The 25586-nt window shown below is 71.3% G+C and carries 20 protein-coding genes and 1 pseudogene; 13 read left to right on the plus strand and 8 right to left on the minus strand.

The window, feature by feature from the left end:
- The first annotated feature begins 71 nt into the window (after positions 1 to 71).
- The 12 genes and pseudogenes from F7P10_RS24390 (at position 72) to F7P10_RS24445 (ending at position 15227) form a co-directional block, all read left to right on the plus strand.
- Positions 72 to 1319 (plus strand): NADH-quinone oxidoreductase subunit D, encoded by a 1248-nt coding sequence (locus F7P10_RS24390; protein WP_176611913.1) that lies wholly within the window; start codon positions 72 to 74, stop codon positions 1317 to 1319.
- Positions 1316 to 2098 (plus strand): NADH-quinone oxidoreductase subunit NuoE, encoded by a 783-nt coding sequence (gene nuoE, locus F7P10_RS24395; protein WP_151012563.1) that lies wholly within the window; start codon positions 1316 to 1318, stop codon positions 2096 to 2098. The genes F7P10_RS24390 and nuoE overlap by 4 nt, the downstream gene beginning before the upstream one ends.
- Positions 2095 to 3405, plus strand: a complete 1311-nt coding sequence (gene nuoF / locus F7P10_RS24400) for an NADH-quinone oxidoreductase subunit NuoF (protein WP_151012565.1) — start codon at positions 2095 to 2097, stop codon at positions 3403 to 3405. Before nuoE ends, nuoF begins: the two co-directional genes overlap by 4 nt.
- Complete coding sequence (locus tag F7P10_RS24405) at positions 3405 to 5858, plus strand: NADH-quinone oxidoreductase subunit G (RefSeq protein ID WP_151012567.1); 2454 nt, start codon at positions 3405 to 3407, stop codon at positions 5856 to 5858. Before nuoF ends, F7P10_RS24405 begins: the two co-directional genes overlap by 1 nt.
- Positions 5855 to 7273: an NADH-quinone oxidoreductase subunit NuoH gene (gene nuoH, locus F7P10_RS24410; RefSeq protein ID WP_151012569.1), complete on the plus strand. Its 1419-nt coding sequence runs from the start codon at positions 5855 to 5857 to the stop codon at positions 7271 to 7273. The genes F7P10_RS24405 and nuoH overlap by 4 nt, the downstream gene beginning before the upstream one ends.
- 43 nt (positions 7274 to 7316) lie before the next feature.
- Positions 7317 to 7883 carry an NADH-quinone oxidoreductase subunit NuoI gene (gene nuoI, locus F7P10_RS24415; RefSeq protein ID WP_254716798.1) on the plus strand — a complete coding sequence of 189 codons (567 nt, stop codon included), beginning with the start codon at positions 7317 to 7319 and terminating at the stop codon, positions 7881 to 7883.
- A complete protein-coding gene (locus F7P10_RS24420) occupies positions 7880 to 8824 on the plus strand; it encodes an NADH-quinone oxidoreductase subunit J (protein ID WP_254715991.1) in 945 nt (314 codons plus the stop codon). The genes nuoI and F7P10_RS24420 overlap by 4 nt, the downstream gene beginning before the upstream one ends.
- Complete coding sequence (gene nuoK / locus F7P10_RS24425; protein WP_151012573.1) at positions 8821 to 9120, plus strand: NADH-quinone oxidoreductase subunit NuoK; 300 nt, start codon at positions 8821 to 8823, stop codon at positions 9118 to 9120. Before F7P10_RS24420 ends, nuoK begins: the two co-directional genes overlap by 4 nt.
- A gap of 10 nt (positions 9121 to 9130) precedes the next feature.
- Complete coding sequence (gene nuoL, locus F7P10_RS24430; protein WP_151012575.1) at positions 9131 to 11047, plus strand: NADH-quinone oxidoreductase subunit L; 1917 nt, start codon at positions 9131 to 9133, stop codon at positions 11045 to 11047.
- Positions 11044 to 12612 carry an NADH-quinone oxidoreductase subunit M gene (locus tag F7P10_RS24435; RefSeq protein WP_151012577.1) on the plus strand — a complete coding sequence of 523 codons (1569 nt, stop codon included), beginning with the start codon at positions 11044 to 11046 and terminating at the stop codon, positions 12610 to 12612. The genes nuoL and F7P10_RS24435 overlap by 4 nt, the downstream gene beginning before the upstream one ends.
- Positions 12609 to 14176 (plus strand): annotated as a pseudogene (gene nuoN / locus F7P10_RS24440) (NADH-quinone oxidoreductase subunit NuoN). Before F7P10_RS24435 ends, nuoN begins: the two are co-directional and overlap by 4 nt.
- A 49-nt stretch (positions 14177 to 14225) precedes the next feature.
- Complete coding sequence (locus F7P10_RS24445) at positions 14226 to 15227, plus strand: polyprenyl synthetase family protein (RefSeq protein ID WP_254716799.1); 1002 nt, start codon at positions 14226 to 14228, stop codon at positions 15225 to 15227.
- Positions 15228 to 15348: 121 nt separating this feature from the next.
- Here the strand turns inward: F7P10_RS24445 and F7P10_RS24450 are convergent, their stop codons facing one another.
- The 7 genes from F7P10_RS24450 to F7P10_RS24480 all read right to left on the minus strand — a co-directional run bounded on the left by F7P10_RS24450 (position 15349) and on the right by F7P10_RS24480 (position 23542).
- Complete coding sequence (locus tag F7P10_RS24450; protein ID WP_151012581.1) at positions 15349 to 15948, minus strand: ATP/GTP-binding protein; 600 nt, start codon at positions 15946 to 15948, stop codon at positions 15349 to 15351.
- The gene (locus F7P10_RS24455) at positions 15929 to 16375 is read right to left on the minus strand and encodes a DUF742 domain-containing protein (RefSeq protein ID WP_151012582.1); all 447 of its coding nucleotides are present in this window, start codon (positions 16373 to 16375) and stop codon (positions 15929 to 15931) included. Before F7P10_RS24455 ends, F7P10_RS24450 begins: the two co-directional genes overlap by 20 nt.
- Positions 16375 to 16785 (minus strand): roadblock/LC7 domain-containing protein, encoded by a 411-nt coding sequence (locus F7P10_RS24460; RefSeq protein ID WP_151012584.1) that lies wholly within the window; start codon positions 16783 to 16785, stop codon positions 16375 to 16377. Before F7P10_RS24460 ends, F7P10_RS24455 begins: the two co-directional genes overlap by 1 nt.
- Positions 16782 to 19196, minus strand: coding sequence for a nitrate- and nitrite sensing domain-containing protein (locus F7P10_RS24465; RefSeq protein WP_254715992.1), 2415 nt, complete (start codon positions 19194 to 19196; stop codon positions 16782 to 16784). Before F7P10_RS24465 ends, F7P10_RS24460 begins: the two co-directional genes overlap by 4 nt.
- A gap of 274 nt (positions 19197 to 19470) precedes the next feature.
- Positions 19471 to 21219, minus strand: coding sequence for a prenyltransferase/squalene oxidase repeat-containing protein (locus tag F7P10_RS24470; protein ID WP_254715993.1), 1749 nt, complete (start codon positions 21217 to 21219; stop codon positions 19471 to 19473).
- On the minus strand, positions 21216 to 22169 hold the full coding sequence (locus F7P10_RS24475) for a terpene synthase family protein (protein ID WP_254715994.1): 954 nt from the start codon (positions 22167 to 22169) through the stop codon (positions 21216 to 21218). Before F7P10_RS24475 ends, F7P10_RS24470 begins: the two co-directional genes overlap by 4 nt.
- Positions 22169 to 23542 (minus strand): cytochrome P450, encoded by a 1374-nt coding sequence (locus tag F7P10_RS24480; protein WP_176611639.1) that lies wholly within the window; start codon positions 23540 to 23542, stop codon positions 22169 to 22171. The genes F7P10_RS24475 and F7P10_RS24480 overlap by 1 nt, the downstream gene beginning before the upstream one ends.
- Positions 23543 to 24053: 511 nt before the next feature.
- On the opposite strand from F7P10_RS24480, the gene F7P10_RS24485 reads away from it, so the two are divergent.
- Positions 24054 to 25265, plus strand: coding sequence for a cytochrome P450 (locus F7P10_RS24485; protein ID WP_151012590.1), 1212 nt, complete (start codon positions 24054 to 24056; stop codon positions 25263 to 25265).
- On the opposite strand, the gene F7P10_RS24490 is transcribed toward F7P10_RS24485, so the two are convergent.
- Positions 25234 to 25581 carry a hypothetical protein gene (locus F7P10_RS24490; RefSeq protein ID WP_151012592.1) on the minus strand — a complete coding sequence of 116 codons (348 nt, stop codon included), beginning with the start codon at positions 25579 to 25581 and terminating at the stop codon, positions 25234 to 25236. The genes F7P10_RS24485 and F7P10_RS24490 overlap by 32 nt on opposite strands.
- Positions 25582 to 25586: the final 5 nt, after the last annotated feature.

Below are 25586 nucleotides of genomic sequence, written 5' to 3' on the forward strand. Positions count from 1 at the left end.
ACGCGTACGCCGCCGGGGAGGCGGCCGAGGGCCGCGTCTTCGACGTGGGCGGGCAGGACTGGGACCAGGTCATGTCCGGTGTCGAGGACGGCGGCGACGAGCGCCTCGTCGTCAACATGGGGCCGCAGCACCCGTCCACGCACGGGGTGCTGCGGCTGGTCCTGACCCTCGACGGTGAGACGGTCAACGACTGCCGGGTGAACATCGGTTACCTGCACACCGGCATCGAGAAGAACATGGAGTACCGCACCTGGACGCAGGGCACGACGTTCTGCACGCGCATGGACTACCTCGCGCCGATCTTCAACGAGACGGCGTACTCCATGAGCGTGGAGAAGCTGCTCGGCATCACCGACCGGGTGCCGGAACGGGCGCAGATCATCCGCGTGATGATGATGGAGCTCAACCGCATCTCTTCGCACCTCGTGGCCATCGCCACGTTCGGCCTGGAGCTGGGTGCGACGACGGTCATGCTCAACGGCTTCCTGGAGCGCGAGTACACGCTCGATCTCTTCGAGGAGATCACGGGCCTGCGGATGAACATGGCCTACGTCCGTCCGGGCGGCGTCGCCCAGGACCTTCCCAGCGGCGCGCTCAGCAAGGTCCGCGACTACCTGGACCGGATGCCGAAGCGAATTCAGGCGCTGCGGAAGTTGATGGACTCCAACCCCGTGTACCTGGCGCGCACGAAGGACATCGCTTACCTGGACCTTACCGGGTGCATGGCGCTCGGCATCACCGGGCCCGTCCTGCGCGCGACCGGCCTCCCGTGGGACCTGCGCAAGTCGCAGCCCTACTGCGGTTACGAGACCTACGACTTCGAGGTCGCCACGGAGGAGTCCGCGGACGTCTACGGGCGCTACCTCGTGCGGATGCGCGAGATGGAGGAGTCGCTCAAGATCGTCGAGCAGTGCCACGAGCGGCTGCAGTCGGTCAAGGGCCCGGTGATGATCGAGGACAAGAAGATCGGCTGGCCCGCCCAGCTCGCGATCGGCGCGGACGGCATGGGCAACTCGCCCCGGCACATCGCACACATCATGGGCACCTCGATGGAGGCGCTGATCCACCACTTCAAGCTGGTGACGGAGGGCTTCCGGGTCCCGGCGGGGCAGGCGTACGCGCCGATCGAGTCGCCGCGCGGCGAGCTCGGGGCGCACCTGGTCAGCGACGGCGGCACCCGCCCGTACCGGGCGCACTTCCGCGATCCGTCCTTCGTCAACCTGCAGGCCACGCCGGCGATGGCGGAGGGCGGCATGATCGCGGACGTCATCGCGGCCGTGGCCAGCATCGACCCGGTCATGGGGGGAGTGGACCGATGACGTACGAGCCGGACGTACTAGTCCAGCTGGAGCGGGACGCCAAGGAGATCATCGCGCGGTACCCGAAGCCGCGGTCGGCGCTGCTGCCGCTGCTGCACCTGGTGCAGTCGGTGGACGGGCACGTCACGCAGGACGGCATCGCGTTCTGCGCCGAGCAGCTCGGGATCACCGAGGCGCAGGTGACGGGCGTCGCGACGTTCTACACGCAGTACAAGCACGCGCCGGTCGGCGAGTACCACGTCGGCGTCTGCATCAACACGCTGTGCGCGGTGATGGGCGGCGACCAGATCTGGGCGGAGCTGTCCGAGCACGTCGGGGTGGGGCACGACGAGGCCACCGCCGACGGCAGGGTCAGCCTGGAGCGGATCGAGTGCAACGCGGCCTGCGACTTCGCGCCGGTGATGACGGTCAACTGGGAGTTCTTCGACAACATGACTCCCGCGAAGGCCAAGGAGCTGGTCGACGACCTGCGCTCCGGTAAGGAAGTCCTTCCTTCGCGCGGGCCGGGTGCGCTGTGCGGCTGGAAGGACGCGTCGCGCATCCTCGCCGGGTTCCCCGACGGCCGCGCGGGCGAAGGCGTCCAGGCCGGTCCGGAGTCGCTACGCGGGCTGGAGCTGGCGAAGCGGCGCGGCTGGGAGGCGCCGCCGTCGGACGTGGACGCGGCGCGGCCGGACGAGCCGGTGCGGCCGTCCGAGATCTCCGACCCGCCGCCGAACGAGCCCGGCAAGCCCATCGGCGGCGACGTGAAGCCGGGTACGCAGGAAGGGCGCAACGAATGACTGCGCAAACAGGGACGACGCTCACCCCGATCCTCACGAAGAACTGGGATCAGGCCGACTCGTTCACCCGCGCGGGCTACGAGCGCGAGGGCGGCTACAAGGCGCTGCGCAAGGCGCTGGCGATGGACCCCGACGACATCGTCCAGCAGGTGAAGGACTCCGGCCTGCGCGGCCGCGGCGGCGCCGGGTTCCCCACCGGGATGAAGTGGGGGTTCCTGCCGCCGAGCAGCCCGAACCCGCGCTACCTGGTGGTGAACGCGGACGAGTCCGAGCCGGGCACGTGCAAGGACATCCCGCTGATGATGGCGAACCCGCACGTGCTGATCGAGGGCGTGGTCATCAGCTCGTTCGCGATCAGGTCGAACACCGCGTTCATCTACGTGCGCGGCGAGGTACTGCACGTCATCAGGCGGCTGCACCAGGCCGTCGCCGAGGCCTACGAAGCCGGATACCTCGGTAAGGACATCCTCGGGTCCGGGTTCGATCTGGACGTCGTCGTCCACAGCGGCGCCGGTGCCTACATCTGCGGCGAGGAGACGGCGCTGCTGGACTCGCTGGAGGGGTTCCGCGGTCAGCCCAGGCTGAAGCCTCCCTTCCCGGCGGTGGCGGGCCTGTACGGCGGGCCCACCGTCATCAACAACGTCGAGTCGATCGCGTCGGTTCCCTCGATCGTGGGGAACGGGCCGGAGTGGTTCGCCTCGATGGGCACCGAGAAGTCCCAGGGCTTCGGGATCTTCTCGCTGTCGGGGCACGTCACCCACCCGGGGCAGTACGAGGCGCCGCTCGGGATCACGCTCCGCGAGCTGCTCGACATGGCGGGCGGGATCCGGGAGGGCCACCGGCTCAAGTTCTGGACGCCCGGCGGTTCGTCCACGCCGATCTTCACCGACGAGCACCTGGACGTCCCGCTCGACTTCGAGTCCGTCGGCGCTGCCGGGTCGATGCTCGGCACCCGCGCCCTGCAGATCTTCGACGAGACGACCTGCGTCGTCCGGGCCGTGCTGCGCTGGTCGGAGTTCTACGCGCACGAGTCGTGCGGCAAGTGCACGCCGTGCCGCGAGGGGACGTACTGGTACAAGCAGATGCTCAAGCGGCTGGAGGCCGGCAACGGCGAGGAGGAGGACCTCGAGACCCTCCTCGACCTGTCCGACAACATCCTCGGCCGTTCGTTCTGCGCGCTGGGCGACGGCGCGACGAGCCCGGTCGTGTCGTCCATCAAGCTGTTCCGGGACGAGTACCTGCAGCACTTCGAGCAGGGCGGCTGCCCGTTCGACCCGGCGAAGTCCACCCTCTGGGCAGGTGCCTGATGACTGTTACCTCCGACGACAAGAAGGACCTCGCGCCGGCCGAGGAGATGGTGCCGGTCACCATCGACGGGTTCGAGATCGAGGTGCCCAAGGGCACGCTCGTCATCCGGGCCGCCGAGCTGCTCGGCATCCAGATCCCGCGCTTCTGCGACCACCCGCTGCTCGACCCGGTCGGGGCCTGCCGCCAGTGCCTGGTGGAGGTCCCGGACATGGGCAACGGGCGCGGGATGCCGAAGCCCGCCGCGTCCTGCACCACGACGGTCATGCCCGGCATGGTCGTCAAGACGCAGCTCACCTCGCAGGTCGCCGACAAGGCGCAGCACGGGGTCATGGAGCTGCTGCTGATCAACCACCCGCTGGACTGCCCGATCTGCGACAAGGGCGGCGAGTGCCCGCTGCAGAACCAGGCGATGTCCAACGGGCGGGGCGAGACGCGGTTCACCGAGGCCAAGCGGACGTTCCCCAAGCCGATCCCGCTGTCCAGCCAGGTGCTGCTCGACCGGGAGCGCTGCATCCAGTGCGCCCGCTGCACCCGGTTCTCCGACCAGATCGCCGGGGACGCGTTCATCGACCTGTTCGACCGCGGCGCCAAGGAGCAGGTCGGCGCGGCGGACGGCAAGCCGTTCCAGTCGTACTTCTCCGGCAACACCGTGCAGATCTGCCCGGTGGGAGCGCTGACCGGCGCCGCCTACCGGTTCCGGTCGCGGCCGTTCGACCTCGTCTCGCAGCCGAGCGCCTGCGAGCACTGCGCGTCCGGCTGCGCGCTGCGCACCGACCACCGGCGCGGGAAGATCACGCGGCGGCTGGCCGGGGACGACCCGCAGGTCAACGAGGAATGGAACTGCGACAAGGGCCGCTGGGCGTTCACCTACGGCACCCAGCCCGACCGGCTGACGCACCCGCTCGTCCGGAACGGGAACGGGGAACTGGAGGCCGCGTCCTGGCCGGAGGCGCTGACGATCGCCGCGCGGGGCCTCGCCGCCGCCCGCGGGTCGGCCGGGGTGCTGGCCGGCGGCCGCGGGACGCTCGAGGACGCCTACGCGTACGCGAAGTTCGCCCGGATCGCGCTCGGCACCAACGACGTCGACTTCCGGGCCCGCCCGCTGTCGGCCGAGGAGGCGGACTTCCTCGCCTCGTCCGTCGCGGGCCGCTCGATCGAGGTGTCCTACGCCGACCTGGAGAAGGCGCCGGCCGTCCTGCTCGCCGGGTTCGAGCCCGAGGAGGAGTCGCCGATCGTCTTCCTGCGGCTCCGCAAGGCGTTCCGCAAGAACGGCGTGAAGGTGTACGCGGCGGCGCCGTTCGCCACGCGCGGCCTGGGGAAGGTCGGCGGGACGCTGCTGCCGACCCGTCCGGGCGGGGAGGCCGAGACGATCGGCGCGGTCATCGGGGACGGCTCGTTCGCTGACGTGCGGGGGCTGCTGGAGACGCCGGGCGCGGTGATCCTCGCCGGTGAGCGGCTCGCGACCAGCCCCGGCGCCCTGTCGGCGGCGGTCCGGCTCGCCAAGGCGACCGGCGCCCGGCTCGCCTGGGTGCCGCGCCGGGCCGGGGAGCGCGGCGCGGTCGAGGCCGGGGCGCTGCCCGGGCTGCTGCCGATCGGCCGTCCGGTGGCCGACGGCGCAGCCCGCGCCGACGTCGCGCGGGCCTGGGGCGTCGCCGAGCTGCCCGCGGCGCCCGGCCTGGACGCCGACGCCGTCCTCGCGGCGGCGGCGCGCGGGGAGCGCCGCGCGCTGCTGGTCGGCGGCGTCGACCCGGGCGATCTCGCGGACCCGGCGGCGGCGCTGCGCGCGCTCGAGGCCGCCCCGTTCGTGGTGAGCCTGGAGCAGCGGCCGAGCGACGTCACCGACCGCGCCGACGTGGTGCTGCCCGTCGCGACCGTCGCGGAGAAGTCCGGGACGTTCGTCGACTGGGAGGGCCGCGGCCGCCCGTTCGACGTCGTGCTGAAGTCGGCCGGGACCATGTCGGACCTGCGGGTGCTGAACGCGCTCGCCGACGAGATGGACGTCCACCTCGGGCTGCCCGGCCCGGAGGCCGCCCGCCGGGAGCTCACCGACCTCGGCGCGCACCGCGGCGGCCGGCCGGACGCGCCGAACGTCCCGCAGGCCGTCCCGGCGGACCCGGGCGGCGGCGAGGCGGTCGTGGCGACGTGGCGGCTGCTGCTCGACCGGGGCCGGATGCAGGACGGCGAGCCGTTCCTGGCCGGCACCGCGAAGGGCGCGGTGGCGCGGCTGTCGCCCGCGACGGCCGAGGAGATCGGCGCCCGCCCGGTCGACGGTGTCGGCTCGGTGACCGTCTCGACCGGCCGCGGGTCGGTCACGCTCCCGCTGGAGATCACCGCCGACCTGCCCGACCGGGTGGTGTGGCTGCCGACGAACTCGGCCGGCTGCGCGCTGCACCGGGACCTCGGCGCCGTCGCCGGGAGCGTCGTGCAGATCAACGCTGGAGGCACCGAATGAGCCCGCTCGCGGCCGCACCGCTCGCCGCACCGCTCGCCGCGCCGGCCGACCCCACGCTCGCCGACTTCGGCAAGGACCCGTGGTGGCTGATCGGCGGCAAGGTCCTGGTCATCTTCGTGTTCCTGGTGGTGACCGTCCTGCTGTCGATGTGGGTCGAGCGGCGGGTCATCGGCCGGATGCAGCTGCGCGTCGGCCCGAACCGGCACGGCCCGCAGGGCCTGCTGCAGGGCCTCGCCGACGGCATCAAGCTGGCGCTGAAGGAGGACATCGTCCCGCGCCAGGTCGACAAGGTCGTGTTCGTGCTGGCGCCGATCATGTCGGCGGTGCCCGCCTTCATTTCCTTCGTCATCATCCCGTTCGGGCCGACGGTGTCGGTGTTCGGGCACCAGACGCCGCTGCAGGGCACCGACCTCCCGGTCGCGGTCCTGCTGGTCCTCGCGATGGCCTCGCTCGGCGTCTACGGGATCGTGCTGGCCGGCTGGTCGTCGATGTCGCCGTACTCGCTGCTCGGCGGGCTCCGCTCGTCCGCGCAGGTGGTCTCCTACGAGATCGCGATGGCGCTGTCGTTCGTCGCGGTGTTCCTGTTCGCCGGGTCGATGTCGACGTCGGAGATCGTCGCGGCGCAGCACGACAAGTGGTTCGCGGTGCTGCTGCTGCCGTCGTTCGTCATCTACGTGATCACGATGATGGGCGAGTCCAACCGCATCCCGTTCGACCTGCCCGAGGGTGAGGGCGAGCTGGTCGGCGGCTTCCACACCGAGTACTCGTCGCTGAAGTTCGCGATGTTCTTCCTCGCCGAGTACATCAACCTCGCGACGCTGTCGGCCCTCGCCACCACGCTGTTCCTCGGCGGCTGGCGGGCCCCCGCGCCGATCTCCACCCTCTGGGCGGGCGCCAACTCCGGCTGGTGGCCGGTGCTGTGGTTCCTGGTCAAGATGTGGATCTTCATCTGGTTCTTCGTGTGGCTGCGCGCCTCGCTCCCGCGCGTCCGCTACGACCAGCTGATGAAGCTCGGGTGGAAGGTGCTGATGCCCTTCTCCATCGTCTGGATCGTGATGGTCGCCACCATCCGCGCCTTCCGCAACGAGGGCTACGACATGCGGCAGATCGTCATCGTGGCCGCGGTGGCCGCCGCGATCGTCCTCGTCCTCGGCGTGCTCTGGGAGATGATCCGGGGCGGCGGCGACGACAAGGAGACCGCCGAGCGCGCGCCCGGCGGGGCGGGCGGTCCCGCGCAGGGCGGTGCGACGGCGGCGACCGGATCGGCGGCCGGGCCGGCCGCCGGCGGGTTCCCGGTGCCGCCGATGGACGCGCCGCACTACCACGGCCGGGGCGACGCCGCGCGAGTCCAGACGCCGCCCGGGCCGTCCACGATCGAAACCCCTCCTGAGGAGGTCACCAGTGGGACTCACTGATTTCCTGAATCCGGTCAAGGGGTTCGGGGTCTCGTTCCACCAGATGTTCAGCAAGAGCGAGACCGTTCAGTACCCCGAGGTGAAGCGGCCGACCGCGCCGCGGTTCCACGGCCGCCACCAGCTCAACCGGTGGCCGGACGGGCTGGAGAAGTGCATCGGCTGCGAGCTGTGCGCCTGGGCCTGCCCCGCCGACGCGATCTTCGTGGAGGGGGCCGACAACACCGCCGACGAGCGCTACTCGCCCGGCGAGCGGTACGGCCGCGTCTACCAGATCAACTACCTGCGCTGCATCCTGTGCGGGCTCTGCATCGAGGCGTGCCCCACCCGGGCGCTGACGATGACGAACGAGTACGAGCTCGCCGACGACAGCCGCGAGAGCCTCATCTACACCAAGGAGATGCTGCTGGCGCCGCTGCGCGAGGGCATGGAGGCGCCGCCGCACGAGATGCGGCTCGGCGACACCGAGGAGGACTACTACCGGCTCGGCCTGCAGGACGACGCGGCCGCTGCACCGGCCGTCCCGTCCGAGGAGGGCGGCCGGGCGAGCGCCGACCAGGCCGTCGCGGCGGAGAAGCGCAAGAAGGCCCGCAAGGGCGGTGACCGCAAGTGAACGCGCACGTGCTCGCGGGGAACGTCCTCGCGGCGGAGGTCGCCGACCGGCAGGCCGGGGAGCCGTTCTTCTTCTGGCTGCTGGCCGTCGTGTCGGTCGGCGCCGCGCTCGGCATGATCTTCGTGCGGCGCGCCGTGCACTCGGCGCTGCTGCTCGCCACGGTGATGCTCTCGCTCGCCGCGATCTACGCGCTGCAGAACGCGCCGTTCCTGGCGTTCGTCCAGGTGATCGTCTACACCGGCGCCGTGCTGATGCTGTTCCTGTTCGTCATGATGGTCGTCGGGGTCAGTTCGACCGACTCGCTCGTCGAGACGCTCCGGGGACAGCGGTTCTGGACGGCGGTCGGCGCGATCGGGTTCGTCGCCCTGCTGGGCGTCGGCATCGGCAACGCCATGCTGGACGACTCCAGGGGCCTGGCCGCCGCGAACGCCGAGGGCAACCTGGTCGGGATCGCCCGGCTGCTGTTCTCCAAGTACGTGTTCGCGTTCGAGGCGACCAGCGCGCTGCTGATCACCGCGGCGCTCGGCGCGATGGTGCTGGCGCACCGCGAGCGGCTGGTGCCGAAGCCGACGCAGCGGGACCTGTCGGTGCGCCGGTTCGCGTCCGGCGAGCACCCGGGGCCGCTGCCCGGTCCCGGCACCTACGCCCGGCACAACGCCGTCGACATGCCGGCGCTGCTGCCCGACGGGACCCCGTCGCCGCTGTCGATCAACCCGGTCATCGCCGCCCGCACCGACACCATCGAGCGGCACGCCGACCTGCACGGCGAGACCGAGACCGAGGCGGCCGAGGCGGACGTCGCCGCCGTCCGGGCCGTCACCGACGAGGCCGAGGACGCCGGCGCCGAGTCGCGCGTCGTCAAGTCGAGCTCTCCGGCCGCGGGCGGTCCCGCCGGCGGCGGCGGGACGGCCCAGGGCAACGAAGGCGAGGCCGGTAAATGAGCCCGGAGCACTACCTGGCGCTCTCGGCGATCCTGTTCACCATCGGAGCGGTCGGCGTCCTCGTGCGGCGCAACGCGATCGTGGTGTTCATGTGCGTCGAACTCATGCTGAACGCGACGAACCTCGCGTTCGTGTCGTTCTCCCGCATGCACGGCAATCTCGACGGCCAGATCATCGCCTTCTTCGTGATGGTGGTGGCCGCCGCGGAGGTCGTGGTGGGTCTGGCGATCATCATGACCATCTTCCGGACCCGCAGGTCCTCGTCGGTCGACGACGTGAACCTGCTGAAGTACTGAGAGGGCGGGGATGCAAGCCGAAGGCATCCAGGCCGCGGCCTGGCTCCTGATCGCGCTGCCGCTCGCGGGCGCCGCGATCCTCCTCCTCGGGGGGAGGCGCACCGACCGCTGGGGGCACCTGCTCGGCGTCGCCATGTCGGTCGGAGCGTTCGTCGTCGGGGCGGCGATGTTCGCCCAGATGCTCGGGTACGGCGCCGAGGAGCGGCGCCGCACCCTGCACCTGTGGGACTTCATCGACGTCGGTTCGTTCCAGGTCGGCATGGACCTGCTGGTGGACCCGCTGTCCATCAGCTTCGTCCTGCTGATCACCGGCGTGGGTTCGCTCATCCACGTCTACTCCATCGGCTACATGGAGCACGACCCCGACCGGCGCAGGTTCTTCGCGTACCTGAACCTGTTCGTCGCCGCGATGCTGCTGCTCGTCCTGGGCGGCAACTTCGTCGTGCTGTTCATCGGCTGGGAGGGCGTCGGTCTCGCGTCGTACCTGCTGATCGGGTTCTGGCAGCACAAGCCGACCGCCGCGACCGCCGCGAAGAAGGCGTTCGTCGTCAACCGCGTCGGCGACATGGGGCTGATCCTCGCGATCGCCCTGCTGTTCAGCTCGCTCGGCTCGATCGACTTCACCGAGGTGCTCGGTGAGGGCGCCGAGAACGTGGGCCTCGCCGCGCAGCTCAGCACCGGGACGGCCACCGCCGTCGGGCTGCTGCTCCTGCTCGGCGCGTGCGGCAAGTCGGCGCAGCTCCCGCTGCAGTCCTGGCTGCTGGACGCCATGGAGGGCCCGACGCCCGTGTCGGCGCTCATCCACGCGGCGACGATGGTCACCGCGGGCGTCTACCTGATCGTCCGGTCCGGGCCGATCTTCGAGCTGTCGACCACCGCGCAGCTCGTCGTGACGATCGTCGGGGCGGCCACGCTGCTCGCCGGTGCGATCATCGGGTGCGGCAAGGACGACATCAAGAAGGCCCTCGCCGGGTCGACGATGTCGCAGATCGGCTACATGACGCTGGCCGCCGGGCTCGGCAAGGCCGGGTACGTCATCGCCATCGCGCACCTCATCGCGCACGGCTTCTTCAAGGCGGGCCTGTTCCTCGGCGCCGGGTCGGTCATGCACGGCACCAAGGACGACGTGAACATGCGCCACTACGGCGCGCTCCGCGGCGTCATGATGATCACCTACATCACGTTCGGACTCGGCTACCTCGCGATCATCGGGTTCCCGGGCCTGTCCGGCTGGTTCACCAAGGACGTCATCATCGAGACGGCCCTGCACAAGGGCGGCACGTCCGGGTACATCCTCGGCGGCTGCGCGATGCTCGGCGCCGCGATCACCGCCTACTACATGTCCCGCGTCATGTTCATGACGTTCTTCGGGGAGAAGCGCTGGGCGGACGACGTCCACCCGCACGAGTCGCCGAAGGTCATGACCGTCCCGCTGATCCTGCTGTCCCTCGGCTCGCTGTTCGCCGGCGGGTTCCTGGTCCTCGGCGGGTTCGGGCACTTCCTCGAGCCGGTCGTCGGCCACCCCGAGGAGGAGCACCACTTCAACCCGGTCACCGGGCCCGGCATCGCCACGCTGGTGCTGGTGCTGATCGGCATCGCCGTCGCGTGGCGGCAGTACGGCGCCCGCAAGGTGCCGCGCGAGCAGCCCGCCGGGTCGTTCATCACCGTCGCGGCCCGCAAGGACCTGTACGGCGACGCCCTCAACGAGTCGCTGCTGATGCGGCCCGGCCAGTGGCTGACCCGCCTCGCGGTCTGGTTCGACGGGCGCGGCGTCGACGGCGCCGTCAACGGCATCGCCGCCGGGGTCGGCGGCGGGTCCGGCCGGCTCCGCCGGGTCCAGACGGGCTTCGCCCGGTCCTACGCACTCTCGATGTTCTGCGGCGCCGCCGTCGTGGTGGCCGCCCTCCTGGTGGTGAACGTGTCATGAGCGACTTTCCCTGGCTGACCGTCCTCATCGCGCTGCCGCTGGTGGGCGCCGCCGTCCTCACGGCGCTGCCGTCCGGACGGGACGCGCTGGTCAAGCAGTTCGCGCTGGGCGTCTCGCTCGTGGTCGGGGTGCTCACCCTGGTCATGGCCGCGGCGTTCGATCCGGGCGGCGCCCGGTTCCAGTTCGAGGAGAAGTACGACTGGATCCCCGCGTTCGGGGTGCACTGGGCGGTCGGCGTCGACGGCGTCGCGCTCACCCTGGTCGTGCTCTCGGTGATCCTCGTGCCGCTCGTCATGCTGGCGTCCTGGAGCGAGGACGACCGGTCCGGCGGCGTCGACGTCCCGGCGAAGCGGTCCGTGAAGACGTACTTCGCGCTGCTGCTGACCCTCGAGGCGGCCATGATCGGCGTCTTCGCGGCGACCGACGTGTTCCTCTTCTACGTCTTCTTCGAGGCGATGCTCATCCCGGTGTACTTCATCATCGGGTACTTCGGCGGCGCCCAGCGCTCCTACGCCGCGGTCAAGTTCCTGCTGTACTCCCTGTTCGGCGGGCTGATCATGCTCGTCGCGGTGATCTGGCTGTACCCGCTGTCGGCGAAGCCGGAGGCCGAGGGCGGGCTCGGGCAGGGGACGTTCCTGTTCGCCGAGCTGTCGCAGCTGAACATCGACCCGACCACCGCCAAGTGGCTGTTCCTCGGCTTCTTCATCGCGTTCGCGATCAAGGCGCCGATGGTGCCGCTGCACACCTGGCTGCCCGACGCGGCGCAGCAGGCCCCGGCGGGCGCGCTCGTCCTCATCGTCGGCGTCCTGGACAAGGTCGGCACGTACGGGATGCTGCGGTTCTGCCTGGAGCTGTTCCCGGGCGCGGCCAAGTGGGCCACGCCGGTCGTGCTCGCGTTCGCCGTCCTCAGCATCATCTACGGCGCGGTCCTCGCGATCGGGCAGGTCGACCTCAAGCGCCTGATCGCCTACACGTCCGTCTCGCACTTCGGGTTCATCGTCCTCGGCATCTTCGCGATGACCTCGCAGGGGCAGTCGGGTGCGGCGCTCTACATGATCAACCACGGGTTCTCGACGGGCGCGCTGTTCCTGCTCGTCGGCTTCATGATCGTCCGGCGGCGGTCGGCCCGGATCGGGGACTACGGCGGCGTGCAGAAGGCCGCGCCCGTCCTCGCCGGGGCGTTCCTCCTCGCGGGCCTGTCCGGCCTGTCGCTGCCCGGCCTGTCCACGTTCGTGTCCGAGTTCCTCGTGATCGTCGGCACGTTCAGCCGGTACGAGTGGGCCGCGGTCCTCGCCGTCAGCGGCGTCGTCCTCGCCGCCATCTACATCCTGTGGACGTACCAGCGCACCATGGGCGGCCCGGCGACCCCCGCGGTCGAGGGCATGAAGGATCTCACGGCCCGGGAGAAGTGGGCCGTCGCGCCCATCCTCGCGATCATCGTCGCGATGGGCTTCTTCCCGCAGCCGGTGCTGAACGTCATCAATCCGTCGGTGGAGCAGACGCTGGTGCGCGTGGACCAGCGGGATCCGGCGCCCACCGTCGCCGAGAACGGAGCCCGCCCATGACCACGCTCGCGCAGGGCGCCGAGATCCCGGCGCCGCACATCGAGTACGCCGAGATCGCCCCGCTGCTGATCGTCCTCGGCGTCGCCATCGTCGGGGTGCTGGTCGAGGCGCTCGCCGGCCGCGCCTGGCGGCCCCGCATCCAGGCCCCGCTGGCGTTCCTCGGCCTGCTCGGCGGGTTCGTCTGGACGATCGGGCTCGCCTGGGGCGGCGTCCCGCACCACGTCGTCGCCGAGGGGGCCCTCGGCGTCGACGGCCCCACCCTGTTCCTGCAGGGCACCATCCTGGTGCTGGCGCTCGTCAGCCTGCTGCTGATCGCCGAGCGCGGCGGCGACCGGGCCGCCGGGGGCACTTCGCCGCGCAGGCGTCCGCGCTGCCCGGCAGCGAGGCCGAGCAGACCTCGCAGTCGGCGGGCGTCGTCCAGACCGAGGTCTACCCGCTGATGATGTTCGCCGTCGGGGGCATGCTGATCTTCCCGGCGTCCAACGACCTGCTGACCATGTTCGTCGGTCTCGAGGTCCTGTCCCTGCCGCTGTACCTGCTCTGCGGCCTCGCCCGGCGCCGCCGCCTCCTCTCCCAGGAGGCCGCGGTCAAGTACTTCCTGCTGGGCGCGTTCTCCTCGGCGTTCTTCCTGTACGGCATCGCGCTGCTGTACGGCTACGCCGGGTCGGTCACGCTCGGGGCGATCTCCCAGGAGATCAGCCGGGACGCGGGCAACGAGACCCTGCTCCTCGCCGGTGTCGCGCTCCTCACCGTCGGGCTGCTGTTCAAGCTCGGCGGCGTCCCGTTCCACATGTGGAAGCCGGACGTCTACCAGGGCGCACCGACCCCGATCACCGCGCTCATGGCGTCCTGCACCCTCGTCTCCGCGTTCGGCGCGATCCTCCGCGTCTACTACGTGGCGTTCGGGACACTCGAATGGGACTGGGAGCCCGCCATGTGGGGTGTGGCGATTCTCACCATGGTCGCGGGCGCGATCGTCGCGATCACGCAGACCGACATCAAGCGGATGCTCGCGTACTCGTCCATCGCGCACGCGGGCTTCCTGCTCATGGGCGTGATCGCGACGTCCCAGGACGGCCTGTCGGGCTCGCTCTTCTACCTGGCGGCCTACGGGTTCACGACGATCGGCGCGTTCGCCGTCGTCACGATGGTCCGGGACGCGGGCGGCGAGGCGGCGCACCTGTCCCGCTGGGCCGGGCTCGGCAAGCGCTCCCCGGTGGTGGCGGGCGTTTTCTCCCTGTTCCTCCTGGCGTTCGCCGGTATCCCGCTGACCAGCGGTTTCACCGGAAAGTTCGCGGTGTTCAAGGCGGCCGTCGAGGGCGGGGCGACGCCCCTGGTCGTCGTCGGCGTCATCGCCTCGGCCGTCGCCGCGTTCTTCTACGTCCGCGTGATCGTCGTCATGTTCTTCAGCGAGCCGGAGGCCGACGGCCCCGTCGTCGTGGCCCCTCCGGCCACCGCGATCGTCGTCGCGGTCGGAGTGACGGCTACTGTGGTACTCGGCGTGCTCCCGCAGCCGATCCTCGACCTGGCGGGAGATGCCACCACGCAGATGTTCGTCCGGTAGGGAGTCTTGGGTGAGCAACGCCTTCGCTGAGGAGTCCGGCGGGCCGGCCGTGCAGGCGACCGGCCCGTTCGGGCTTCCCGTGGACCCGGCGCTCGCGGCCGACAGCAGACGTTTCCTGGCCGCCGTCGAGGAGCTGCTCCTCGACTCGGTCCGCAGCGACAACCCGATGCTCGACGAGGCGTCCAAGCACCTCGTCGAGGCGGGCGGCAAACGGTTCCGGCCCATGCTGGTCTCGCTGGCCTCCCACTTCGGCGACCCGAACGCGGCCGGGCTCGTCCCGGCCGCGGTCGTCGTCGAGCTCACCCACCTCGGCACCCTGTACCACGACGACGTGATGGACGAGGCGACCGTCCGGCGCGGCCGGCAGTCCGCGAACGTCCGGTGGGACAACACCCGCGCGATCCTCACCGGCGACTACCTGTTCGCCCGCGCGTCCGACCTGCTCGCCGATCTCGGCACCGAGCCCGTCCGGATCCAGGCACGCGCGTTCGCCCGCCTCGTCCGCGGCCAGATCGAGGAGACCACCGGCCCCGCCGAGGGCGCCGACCACCTCAAGCACTACCTGCAGGTCCTCGCCGACAAGACCGCGTCCCTCATCGCCGTCTCCGGCCAGTTCGGCGCCCTGCTGTCCGGCGCCCCCACCTCGACCGTCGACACGGTCACCTCGGCGTGCGAGAAGATCGGCATCGCCTTCCAGCTCTCCGACGACATCCTCGACATCGAGTCCGAGACCGAGGAGTCCGGCAAGACCCCCGGCACCGACCTGCGCGAGGGCATCCGCACCCTCCCGATGCACCACGTGCTCGGCGGCACCGGCTCCGGGCCCGACGACGCGCGCCTGCGCGACCTGCTCGCCGCGGACCTCACCGACGACGCCCTCCACGCCGAGGCCCTCGCCCTCCTGCGCGCCCACCCCGCGATGGACCGCGCCCGCGCCGACCTCCACCGCGTCTCCGAGGACGCGCGCGCCGAACTCCTCACCCTCCCCGCCAACCCCGCCCGCGACGCCCTCACCGCCCTCTGCGACTACGTCGTGAGCCGCACGGGCTGACCCCTCGTCGCAGCGGGACTCCGCCCGTCCGGCGGACGCCCGGACGGCGGCCCGGGAACGGCACGCGAAGGCCCCGGGAATCCGGACATCGCCGGAGCCTCGGGGCCGTCCGCCCGGGTTCTCAGACCGGTTGTTCCTCGCTGAGGCCGCGTGCCTTCATGGCGTGCAGGACGAGGTCGATGAGGACCTCCCTGCACGAGTCGAGCTTGCGGGCGTCGCACAGCATGACGGGGACCTTCGGGCCCAGGTTGAGAGCCATCTGGATCTCCGCCAGGTCGTACTGCTGCGCGCCCTCGAAGCAGTTGACCGCGACGATGAACGGGGTGTTGCGGCGCTCGAAGTAGTCGACCGAGGGGAAGCAGTCGGACAGCCGCCGGGTGTCGGCGAGGACGACCGCGCCGAGCGAGCCGAGCGTCACCTCGTCCCACATGAACCAGAACCGCTGCTGGCCCGGCGTCCCGAACAGGTACAGGACGTACTCGTCCCGCATCGTGATCCGGCCGAAGTCCATCGCGACGGTCGTCGTCGTCTTGCGCTCGACGCCGGAGACGTCGTCGACGCCGACGCTCTCGTCGGTGAGGATCTCCTCGGTCCGCAGGGGACGGGTCTCCGAGACGGTCCCGACCATCGTGGTCTTCCCGACCCCGAAACCGCCCGCGATCACGATCTTCACCGCGGTGGGCAGCCGACGCGCGCGCACACTAGAGGGCCCGGAGACCATCGATCACCGCCTTGTAGAGCCTGATGTCGTGCATGTCCGCCTCCGGCTCGGGCTCCTGCATCATGACGAACCCCTTGTCGAGGAGGTCGCCGAGCATGACCCGGACGGTGGCGACGGGAAGGTCGAGGTGGCCGGTGAGCTCCGCCACCGACATCACCGACTGGCACAGCCGGATGATCGACAGGTGCTCGGGACCGAGGCCGATCGCGCCCTCGGGGTCCGGCCCGGACGCCACCACGAGGGTGATGAGGTCGAACTTGCCGCGGGCGGGTTCCATCCGCCCGCTGGTCATCACGTACGGGCGGACCATGGGGCCGGCGCGGTCGTCCATCAGCTCGGGCTCGGGGGTCGGCCGCGGTTGCGGTTGCGGCCGGAACTCCTGCCGCGGCTCGTCCGGCCACAGCTCGGGATCCTCGGGGGATACCATCAGGCACCCGCCTCGTTGCGCGATGGTGTCGTCAGGTGGTGCCCCATGCTGGTGACGAGCATCGCCATCTCGTAGGCGATCAGGCCGACGTCGGCCTCCTCCTCGGCCAGCACGGCCAGGCAGGCGCCTTTCCCGGCCACGGTGACCAGCAGGAAGGCCGACTGCATTTCGATGATCGTCTGCCGGACCGGGCCGCCGCCGAAACGGACCCCGGCCCCCTTGGCGAGGCTCTGGATCCCGGCCGCGACCGCCGAAAGGTGCTCGCCGTCGTCCTGGGTGACGCCTTCGGAGGACGCCATGAGCAGTCCGTCGGCCGACAGGACGACCGCGCTGCGGGTGTGCGGGAGCCTGCGAACGAGGTCGTCCAGCAGCCAGCCAAGGTCGGATGCGGACCCCGTCTTCTGCGTCACTGCTCTTCCTCGCCTTCCGTGTTGCCGAGGGTCGTGGCCGCGTCACTACGGCCCTGCCTGGTGCCGCGCTGGTAGGAGCCCATGATCCGCTTGATCTCCTCGGGGGAGCGGCCGGGGTCGTCGTCCTCGTCCGGTTGCGGGGCGGCGGCGGGTTCGTCGGTGCGCAGGGGTTCGGCAAGGTTGGCCTGCGGCACCCGGACGGGCAGTCCGGACGGTGTTGTCGAGATGTCGGGCACGGGTGGCAGATCCTCCGGCTCGATGGTCACGGGACGTTCCCCGGTGTCCGCCGGGGAGGCGGGCCGGGGGTCGTCCCCTGGGGAGCGTGTCTCGTCCACGGGGGCGCCGTCACCGGGCCGGGCCGCCCCGGCGGGGACGGCCGCATCGCTCGCGGGCTTCGGCCCGGAAACGCCGGGCACCGCGACGAGCGCGGGACCGGTACCCGCCACGGGTGCGGCGGCCGCGCCGACTCCGGCGGGCTGCCGGACCTCGAGGCCGTTCGGCGTGGTGGGCGCGTCCTTCACGGCGGTCCGCGGCGGCGCGGGCTGCCGGTCCTCCGGCTGGTCGACGATCAGTTCGCTGGGGATCACGACGACCGCGGTGGTCCCGCCGTACGCGGAGCGCTTCAGCATGACCTGCAGGCCGTAGCGCTCGGCGAGCTTGCTGACCACGAACAGGCCGAGCTGCACCGAGCTCTGCAGGTTGAAGTCGGGCGGGTCGACGATCCGGCCGTTGATCTCGGCGAGCTTCTCGTCGGTCATGCCGAGCCCGCGGTCCTCGATGTCGATCGCGAACCCGTTGCCGACGAGGTGGCCGCCGACCTGCACGACGGTGTCCGGCGGGGAGAACGACACCGCGTTCTCGATCAGCTCGGCCAGCAGGTGGGTGACGTCGCCGACCGCGCGTCCGGCGAGCCCCATCGAGCCGAAGGGCAGGACGCTGACGCGCGTGTAGTCCTCGACCTCGCCGACCGCGGCGCGGACGACGTCGACCATCGGCACCGGGTTGCGCCAGCCGCGGGCGGGGAGCGCGCCGGAGAGCACGATGAGGTTCTCGGCGTTGCGCCGCATCCGGGTCGCGAGGTGGTCGAGGCGGAAGAGCTCCTCGAGCTCCCTGGTCTCGATGTCCCGGCGCCGCTCCATCGTGTCGAGCATGGTGAGCTGCCGGTGCACGAGCGTCTGGGTGCGGCGGGCCAGGCTCAGTAGGACGTCACGGATGCCGCGGCGCAGCTCGGCCTGCTCGACGGCCGTGCGGATCGCGGTCTCCTGGACGACATTGAACGCGCGCCCCACCTCGCCGATCTCGTCGCTGCCGAACCGCAGCGGCGGGGCCTCGGTGGCGACGTCCACCTTCTCGCCGTGGCCGAGGCGTTCGACGACGCCGGGCAGCCGCTTCTCCGCGAGTTCGAACGCGGCCGCGCGCAGGCGCTCGAGCTGCCGGACGAGCGCGCGGGCCGTCGTGATCGACACGACGACCGACGCGATGACCGCGAGGAGGCCGAGGCCGCCGGCGAGGGCGAGCCGCAGGATGACCCCGGCGGCGATCGGGGTGGCCCGGTCGACCAGCCGGTCACCGGCGCCCTGGATCTTTGTGCGCATCTCGGCGAGGGCGGGTTCGGCGGCGGCGTTCCACTGCTCGGCCGTCACCGCGGGCTGCACGCCGCTGCGGGTCGGGCGGCCGATGCGGTAGCCCTGCATGATCTGGTTCTCGAGGGTGGCGATGCCGACGATCTTCTCGTTCTTCGTGAGGTCGGCGTAGACGGTGCCGTCCGATTCCCGGACGTCGTTTAGCGCGGCGTTCAGGTTGTGCCTGCGCGTCCCGACGAGCTGGGTGAATTCGATCATCTCCGCGTCGCTCATCCGGCCGGTCGCGAGGGCGCCGGCGAGCAGCGAGTCCTCCTGGGAGAGCAGTTCCCAGGTGCGGTTGAGTTCGAGGAGGAGCCGGGTGTCGCGGGCGAACGCCTCGTCGTCCAGGGTCGCGAGCGCGTCGTAGACCTCGAAGATGGACGAGATGACGTCGGTGTACTGGCCGCTCACCTGATCGCGCTCGCCGGAGCGCGCGTCGACGATCCGGCGGGAGTTCTCCAGCGACCTCAGCCGCTCGAGCATGTCGTCGCGGCGCGTTTCGAGGGTGTCGTCGGCGAACCAGTCGACGCTGCCGCCGGTGGCGAGCCCCATGACCTCGGTCCGGGCCTTGTCGGTCTCCTGGCGCTGGGCGGCGAGGGCGCTCTGCGTGGCGGTGTTCGGCCGCGCGAGCTGCACCATGGACAGCCGCCGCTCGCGCTGCAACTCGGCGATGAGCGGGTCCGTCGGCTGGGCGAGCGCGCTGTCGAGCGAGCTCACGCCGAGGAGGTTGACGCCCTCGCGCAAGGTGACCCAGGCCGCGAAAACCCAGAGCGCCGTGAGGGAAAGCAACAGGGCCGTGATCTTGGTTCTCAGGCGCGAGTTGCGGAAGCGCATTACTATCGCCCCAACAATTTGTGAATTGGCTCGCAACCGCCTCCGCCTGGTTTAGCGGCACGGTCCGCGGGAGGGTTCTGTGGGATGCAAGGGCGACCGCTAGTCACCGTTCCATACGGCGTAGAAGACTAGCAACATGACCATACCCCCTCAAGGTGAACCGTCAACGAGTACGGCTTTGCCGCATTTGAGGGTGCTGCGGGGCAAGTCGGATGTGGCGGAATTCACTTCACCGAAAGTCTTCTACCAGGGAAAGCGCCGCGATGACCGCGGCGCGGACGATCGCCGCGGGACGGTACAGGTCCTTGTCCTGCCACATCTGCGGCTCGTCGTCCGCGTCCGCGGGAGCGGCGAGCGAGCGCCGCAGATGCGGTCGTCCACGCTCCACCGCGCGGCGCACGTCCGCGTCGGCGGCCCCGCCGGCGGCCCCGCCGGCCGTCCCGCCCGTCGTCCCGCCGGTCAGCCCCAGCACCTGCACGGCGTACGCGGTCTCCTCCGCGGTGCCCTGCCAGCGTCCCCACGAGCCGTCCGCCCGCTGCGACGCCAGCGTCCAGCGCCTGGCCGCGGCCACCGCTCCCGCCGCCTCCGGGCCGCCGAACGCGGCCAGCGCGATCGACGCGCACGCCGTCGCGTAGAAGGGCGACGCGTGCCAGCGGTCGGACCAGCTCCCGTCCGCGTTCTGCCGCCCGCGCAGCCAGCGGGCCGCCTTCCGCGCGGACGCCGCGTAACGCGCGGCGGTCGCGGCGTCCAGCCCGTCCGATCGCGCGGCCAGGTACTGCCCGAAAGCCTCCAGCACGTGCGCGTTCGTCGTGACCGAGGCGCCGTCCTCGCCCTGCCACGTGCAGAAATGCGTGTCCAGTTCGTAGCGGTGCAGCGCGTCGGGCGGATGCGGCGCGCCCAGCAGCGCCAGCGCGTACAGCGCCCCCGAGGTCGTGTCGGCGTCCGCCGGCAGGCCGTCCGCCGCCGGGGTGCCCAGCGGGCCGAGCGGCGCGGTCAGGCTCAGCACCAGCTCCGGCGGCACCGCGAACGGGACGCCCGCGCGCGCCAGCCACGCGAGTACCCACCCGCGCTCGAACACCGTCAGCGGGAAGCCGCACGGCACCGGGCCGCCGTGCTCGGCCACGACGGTTTCCAGGTACCAGCGCGCCGGGTTGCTCGGCTCGCCCGGCTCGCCGCCCAGCCACGCCGCGGTGGCCGCCGGAGACGCGCCGATCGTGCCGGTCGGCTCCGGACGCAGCCGCGGCAGCCCGGCCGCCGCCTCCCCGGCGACCTCCAGCGCGTGCACGAGCTTCTGCGGCACGTCGGCTCCGGACGCGAACAGCGACCGGACGAGAGCGAGCTTCGCGCCGTCCAGACCCGCGGGGGCGTCCAGGCTGCGCCCCGCCCACGCCGCCAGCCCCGGCACCGGGCGCTCCCGGAGCGCCTGCAGCGTCGCGTTGACGCGCGCGACCAGCGCGGGCGCGATCAGCTCAATGGCGGGGAGGTCGGGCAGGTCGAGTCCCGCGGCGGCCGGGCCGCACATCCGGGCGTCGATCGCGCCAAGCGCGCGCCCGGCCGCCCGGGCGACCGCCGTGCCGTCCCCGGCCGGCTCCGCACCGGCCGCCGGCTCGCGGGTCAGCACCGTCAGCAGCGCGTCGGCCGCGCTCAGCGTCGGGACGAGTGCGTACCCGTCGTCGGGCGCACCCCACGTCCCGTCCGGGCGCTGGCTCGCCAGCAGGAACTCCACGCGCTCAGCGTGACCGCTGAGCCACGGCGCGAACGTGACGAGCCGTCCCGTCTCGTAAACCGAGGCCGAGGCCTGCCCCCACGGGTGCGCGACCAGCCCGTCCATCAGCTCGCGGGCCGCCGCGGCGAGCTCCGCGGCGGGCCCCGCGCCCGGGGGGTCGGCGGTCGGCGGCCCGGCGGCCGGCGGCCCGGCGGCCGGGGGCCAGGCGGACGTGACGGAGGTGCCGGCCGGCGGCCGGGCGTCGATGCTCACAGGGCGCCCCAGAAGTCGGTCACTCCGTAGAAGCCCGCGCAGAAGTCCATCTGCCGTTCCATGTATGCCGCCAGTTCCGGGGCGGACGCCCCCGCGCCCCGGAGCAGCGTGCGGGCCTCGGTGGTCAGCTCCCCGATGCGTTCCTCGACTTCCGCGCGGGTCCGGTCGAGCAGCAGCGCGTTGAGGTCGCCCCACTCCAGGTCCCGCTTGTACGTGCCGAGATCGTTCAGCAGCCGGACGACACGCTGGACCGCCCGGCTCGCCTCCCGCACCGCGGCCACGTCACCGCCGCCGCCGGAGGAGATCCAATGTGAGACGAGCACGAACGAGAACCCGAGGTTGTCGGCGTTCGCGAGGTACTCCTCGAACGCCGGACCGGCGCGCCCGCCGGTTCCGGCGGCTTCGCGGGCGGCGTTCCAGCCCCATTCCAGGGCCATCGCGTCGAGCACCCGGCGCAACTCGTCCAGCCAGACGTCGCCGAGGTCGCCGAACGCGGGCGCCCCCGCCAGTTCGTCCCGCACGTCGGCGAGGAACCGCAGCAGCTCGGCCTCGGCCACCGAGCGGCCGCGGCTCGCGGCCTCCGGCGGCGTACCGGCGGCCACCTCGACGCAGCGGCGGACGAGACCGTCCACCTCGGCGCGCGACGTCGCCGCGTAGTCGATCAGCCAGTCGAGTCCGAAGCACCACAGGCAGGCGCGGTTCGCCATCCGCAGTCCGTCGGCGGTCCGGCCCGGTCCGCTGAACGCCGCGGCCAGCGCCAGCGTGCTGAACAGCGCCGGGTCGAACGCCTTCGCGTCGTACAGCGCCGGAAAGTCCGCGGCCCAGGCGCGCATCTGCCGTTGCGACTGCCCCGCGACGGCGCAGATCGTCCCGGCCTCCAAGGCGGGGATGCCGGAGGGGGGAGACCCGGCGGACCGGTCCGGCGGCGCCGCCCGCGGTGCGGCGCGCATCAGCGTCCTTCCACGGGGTGGAGGAGCATGTGGATCGGCTGGTTCGGGCGGAGCGTGGCACCGATGCGGGGCTCGACCGGCCCTTCGGTCGGCTGCACCTGCGGCGTGAACCGGCTGATCACGGAGGTCAGGATCAGCTCCGCCTCCATGTTGAAGACGTGCCGGCCGATGCACTGGTGGGGTCCGCCGCCGAAGGGGAAGTAGGCGTAGCGGTGGTAGGTGCGGGCCTTGTCCGGCGCGAACCGTTCCGGCCTGAACTCCGCCGCGCCCTCCCACACCGACTCGAGGCGCTGAGTCAGGAAAGGGCTGATCAGTACGGTCTGCCCAGCCTTCACCCTTACCCCGCCGATCTCGGTCTCCTTGAGGGTGATCCGCGGGAAGATCCAGCCCACCGGATACAGGCGCAGGAGTTCCTGGACGACCTGCCGCACGTAAGGCAGCTCCGACAGGTGCTCCGGGCGGACGGCCTCGCCGGGCGCGACGACCGCGCGGACCTCGTCGGCGAGCCGGCCGGCCACGTCCGGACGCCCGGCGAGCAGGGGCCAGATCCAGGTCAGCGCCACCGTGGTGGTCTCCGTGCTGGTCGCCCACATGGCCAGCAGGTTGTCGCGGATCCAGGTGTCGTCGAGGCCGCTGCCCTCGGTCATCCGCGCCTTGCAGAGGGCGGTGAAGATGTCGTATCCCTCGCCGGCGTCGTACCTGAACCGGTCGACGAGTTCGAACAGCGTCTCGTCCATGGCCCGCAGCCCCTCGGCGAAGGCGCGGTCACCGGGCAGCGGGATCGATTTCGGGACGAACGGCAGCAGGAAGCGGAACGCGATGGAGGTGGCGAGCTGCTCCATCGCGGGGATCAGCCGGTCGGCCTCGGCCTGGCGGATCTTGTCGCCGAAAAGCACCCGGGTGACGGTGTCGTTGACGATCCGCCCCATCTCGGGCAGCACCTCGATCGGCCGGCCCTCCCGGGCCGGTCCGGCCAGCTCGCCGACCGCCTGGTCGATGGTCGAGGCCATGTGCTCGCTCAGCGACCGGATCGTCTTGGTCGACAGCACCGGCTGCAGAATGCGCTTGCTGACTTCCCACTCGGCGTACTCGGACATGATGCTGTCGCCGAACAGACCGTGGAGTGGCCGCCAGAACGTTCCATCGCGGACGAAGATCTCCGACTCGGTCCGCAGGACCTGCTGCACGTGGTCGGGGTGGGTGACGATGAACGGCCGGGACGCGCCGAGGTCCAGCCGTGCCACCTGCCCGTCGGCGGCGTTGCTGATCCGCTGGATCTCCCTCAGCGGATCCCGGACGAACCGGGTAAGCGTCTGGTAGAGCGGAAAGTTCTTGGCTTTTCGGGCGGGCGCAACACCGACGTCAACGGACACTTCCGACTGCCCCTCGATCTGGAGTTGGAACTGCTCGGTGTACGGCGGACGGGCCGCCTCCGGCGACCTCGTCCGAGATGGTCGTTGATGGGGCTTCTAGTCACCCTTGTGGGACTTGGGGTGTTTTGTGTCTTTCGCTGGGAGTATCACATGATCAATTACCGGCTTCAAGGGGCGAAGGGGAAGAAAGTTCGGCCAAAGCGGAGTGGCCTTTATCACTGACTGAACACCTTGTCTCAGCTCGCGAGACAGGTGCGCCACGTTCTCCCAGCTCAAGGCTGCACCGGAGGCCGACATTGCTCTCCGTGGTCAGATGATCGAGTGTAGTGAATGCGACAAATCAGACAAAAGCACCATTACTGAGTAGGTGGAGGATGGGTCAATTTTTCTGAAAAGCCGACCGTCTGATAGGGGCCGTTGCGTCGACATGATCCGGGCACTTCCCAACGAACCGGTCAGGTCCTAACATCTCGCGCGTCAGTGCTGAAGGCTCTTCACCTACGGGACGGTCATGGCTGCTCGAGACGACGCCGCGCTGCAGGACGTACACGAGAACGGCGTTCTGCGGATGGACAGGCTGCCCATGGCGGACGACCGGGGTGACGGCTACGCGATCCTGCGCGCCGCGGGACCGGTCGTCCGGTCCGACGCGGGATACCTCGTCACCACTCGTGAGCTGGCCGAACACGTCTTCAAGAATCCGGAGACGTTCTCCTCCGAGCGGGCCTTCGACACCCTCGGCAGCCCCGTCCCGCTCGTCCCCATCGCCTTCGACCCGCCCGATCACACCCGTTACCGGCGGCTTCTGCAACCGTTCTTCACGCCCCGCGCCGCGGCCGCGCTCGAGGACACCGTCCGGGCACAGGTCGTCGAGATCGTCGACGAGTTCGCCACCGGACGGTCGGCCGACCTTGTCGCCGATCTCGCCCGTCCGGTCCCGGCCAAGGTTTTCCTCAGCCTTTTCGGCCTGCCCCTGAGCGACCTCGACCGCCTCATGGACTGGCGCGAGGTCATCATCCGGATGGCCGATCTCTCCGGCGCCGGCGAGGCGCCCCCGGAGGCCATGGCGTCGGCCGCCGAACTCTTCGAGTACGTCAGCGCCCACGTCGCCGCCTCCCGCGCGGGCCGCGCGGGAGGCCTGCTGCGCAGCCTGTTCGACGACTCCGACTTCACCGACGAGGAGGCCGTCGGGCTCTGTTTCCTGTTCGTCCTCGCCGGCGTCGACTCCGTCACCAACGCCCTCAGCCTGATGTTCGCGAAGCTCGCGTCCCGTCCCGAGCTGCGCGGCCTCGTCGCGTCCGACCCCGCCGCGATCCCGGCCGCCGTCGAGGAGATGCTCCGCGTCGACCCCGCGAACGCCGTGGTCCCCCGTGTCGCCACCGAGGACGTCGTCCTCGCGGGCGTCCCGATCCCCGCGGGCTCACCCGTCGGTGTCGCCGTCGGCGCCGCCAACCGCGACCCGGCCGACCTCGACGACCCCGACGCCTTCGACCCGTCCCGCGACTACAACAACCTCACCTGGGGCAGCGGCCCCCACCGGTGCCTCGGGATCCACCTCGCGCGCACCGAGCTCCGCGTCGTCCTCGAGGAGTTCCACCGCCGCGTCCCCGAGTACGAGATCGCCCCCGGGCAGAGCCCCCGGGTGGACTGGCCGACCGGTGTGATCGGCGTCACCAGCGTCCCGATCGTCGTCACTCCGCGGGCAGCAGCGGCGGCCACGTGAGCCGGCTCGTCACCCGGAACTCGCCCGAGAACGCCCGGTCCCCGCACCGCACCCGCACGGTGTGGGTGCCGGACTCCGTGCCCGTCCGGACGATCGCCGACCCCGCGCCCTCGTCCAGCCGGACCCTCTCGAACGCCGGGGACGACACCGTCCCCGCACTGCACCCCGGCACGGAGACCTTCACCTCGTCGCCCGGCCGCGCCATCCCGGGATCCACCGTCACACCACCGCGCGCACCGGTCGTGGCCTCGCCCGCGGCGGGCACCGCCAGCCCCGCGGCGATGAGGACGCCCCCCAACACAGTGACGCTGAGCACGCGCA

The organism is Actinomadura sp. WMMB 499, from assembly GCF_008824145.1.
Taxonomy (GTDB): domain Bacteria; phylum Actinomycetota; class Actinomycetes; order Streptosporangiales; family Streptosporangiaceae; genus Spirillospora.

What these genes read in the sequence shown, in the direction of transcription:
- nuoH (WP_151012569.1), top strand. Translation starts at nt 5,855, where the DNA reads ATGAGCCCGCTCGCGGCCGCACCGCTCGCCGCACCGCTCGCCGCGCCG.
- nuoL (WP_151012575.1), top strand. Translation starts at nt 9,131, where the DNA reads ATGCAAGCCGAAGGCATCCAGGCCGCGGCCTGGCTCCTGATCGCGCTG.
- F7P10_RS24485 (WP_151012590.1), top strand. Translation starts at nt 24,054, where the DNA reads ATGGCTGCTCGAGACGACGCCGCGCTGCAGGACGTACACGAGAACGGC.
- F7P10_RS24455 (WP_151012582.1), bottom strand. Translation starts at nt 16,375, where the DNA reads ATGGTATCCCCCGAGGATCCCGAGCTGTGGCCGGACGAGCCGCGGCAG.
- F7P10_RS24435 (WP_151012577.1), top strand. Translation starts at nt 11,044, where the DNA reads ATGAGCGACTTTCCCTGGCTGACCGTCCTCATCGCGCTGCCGCTGGTG.
- nuoE (WP_151012563.1), top strand. Translation starts at nt 1,316, where the DNA reads ATGACGTACGAGCCGGACGTACTAGTCCAGCTGGAGCGGGACGCCAAG.
- F7P10_RS24475 (WP_254715994.1), bottom strand. Translation starts at nt 22,169, where the DNA reads ATGCGCGCCGCACCGCGGGCGGCGCCGCCGGACCGGTCCGCCGGGTCT.
- F7P10_RS24390 (WP_176611913.1), top strand. Translation starts at nt 72, where the DNA reads ATGTCCGGTGTCGAGGACGGCGGCGACGAGCGCCTCGTCGTCAACATG.
- nuoF (WP_151012565.1), top strand. Translation starts at nt 2,095, where the DNA reads ATGACTGCGCAAACAGGGACGACGCTCACCCCGATCCTCACGAAGAAC.
- nuoI (WP_254716798.1), top strand. Translation starts at nt 7,317, where the DNA reads ATGTTCAGCAAGAGCGAGACCGTTCAGTACCCCGAGGTGAAGCGGCCG.
- nuoK (WP_151012573.1), top strand. Translation starts at nt 8,821, where the DNA reads ATGAGCCCGGAGCACTACCTGGCGCTCTCGGCGATCCTGTTCACCATC.
- F7P10_RS24405 (WP_151012567.1), top strand. Translation starts at nt 3,405, where the DNA reads ATGACTGTTACCTCCGACGACAAGAAGGACCTCGCGCCGGCCGAGGAG.
- F7P10_RS24450 (WP_151012581.1), bottom strand. Translation starts at nt 15,948, where the DNA reads ATGGTCTCCGGGCCCTCTAGTGTGCGCGCGCGTCGGCTGCCCACCGCG.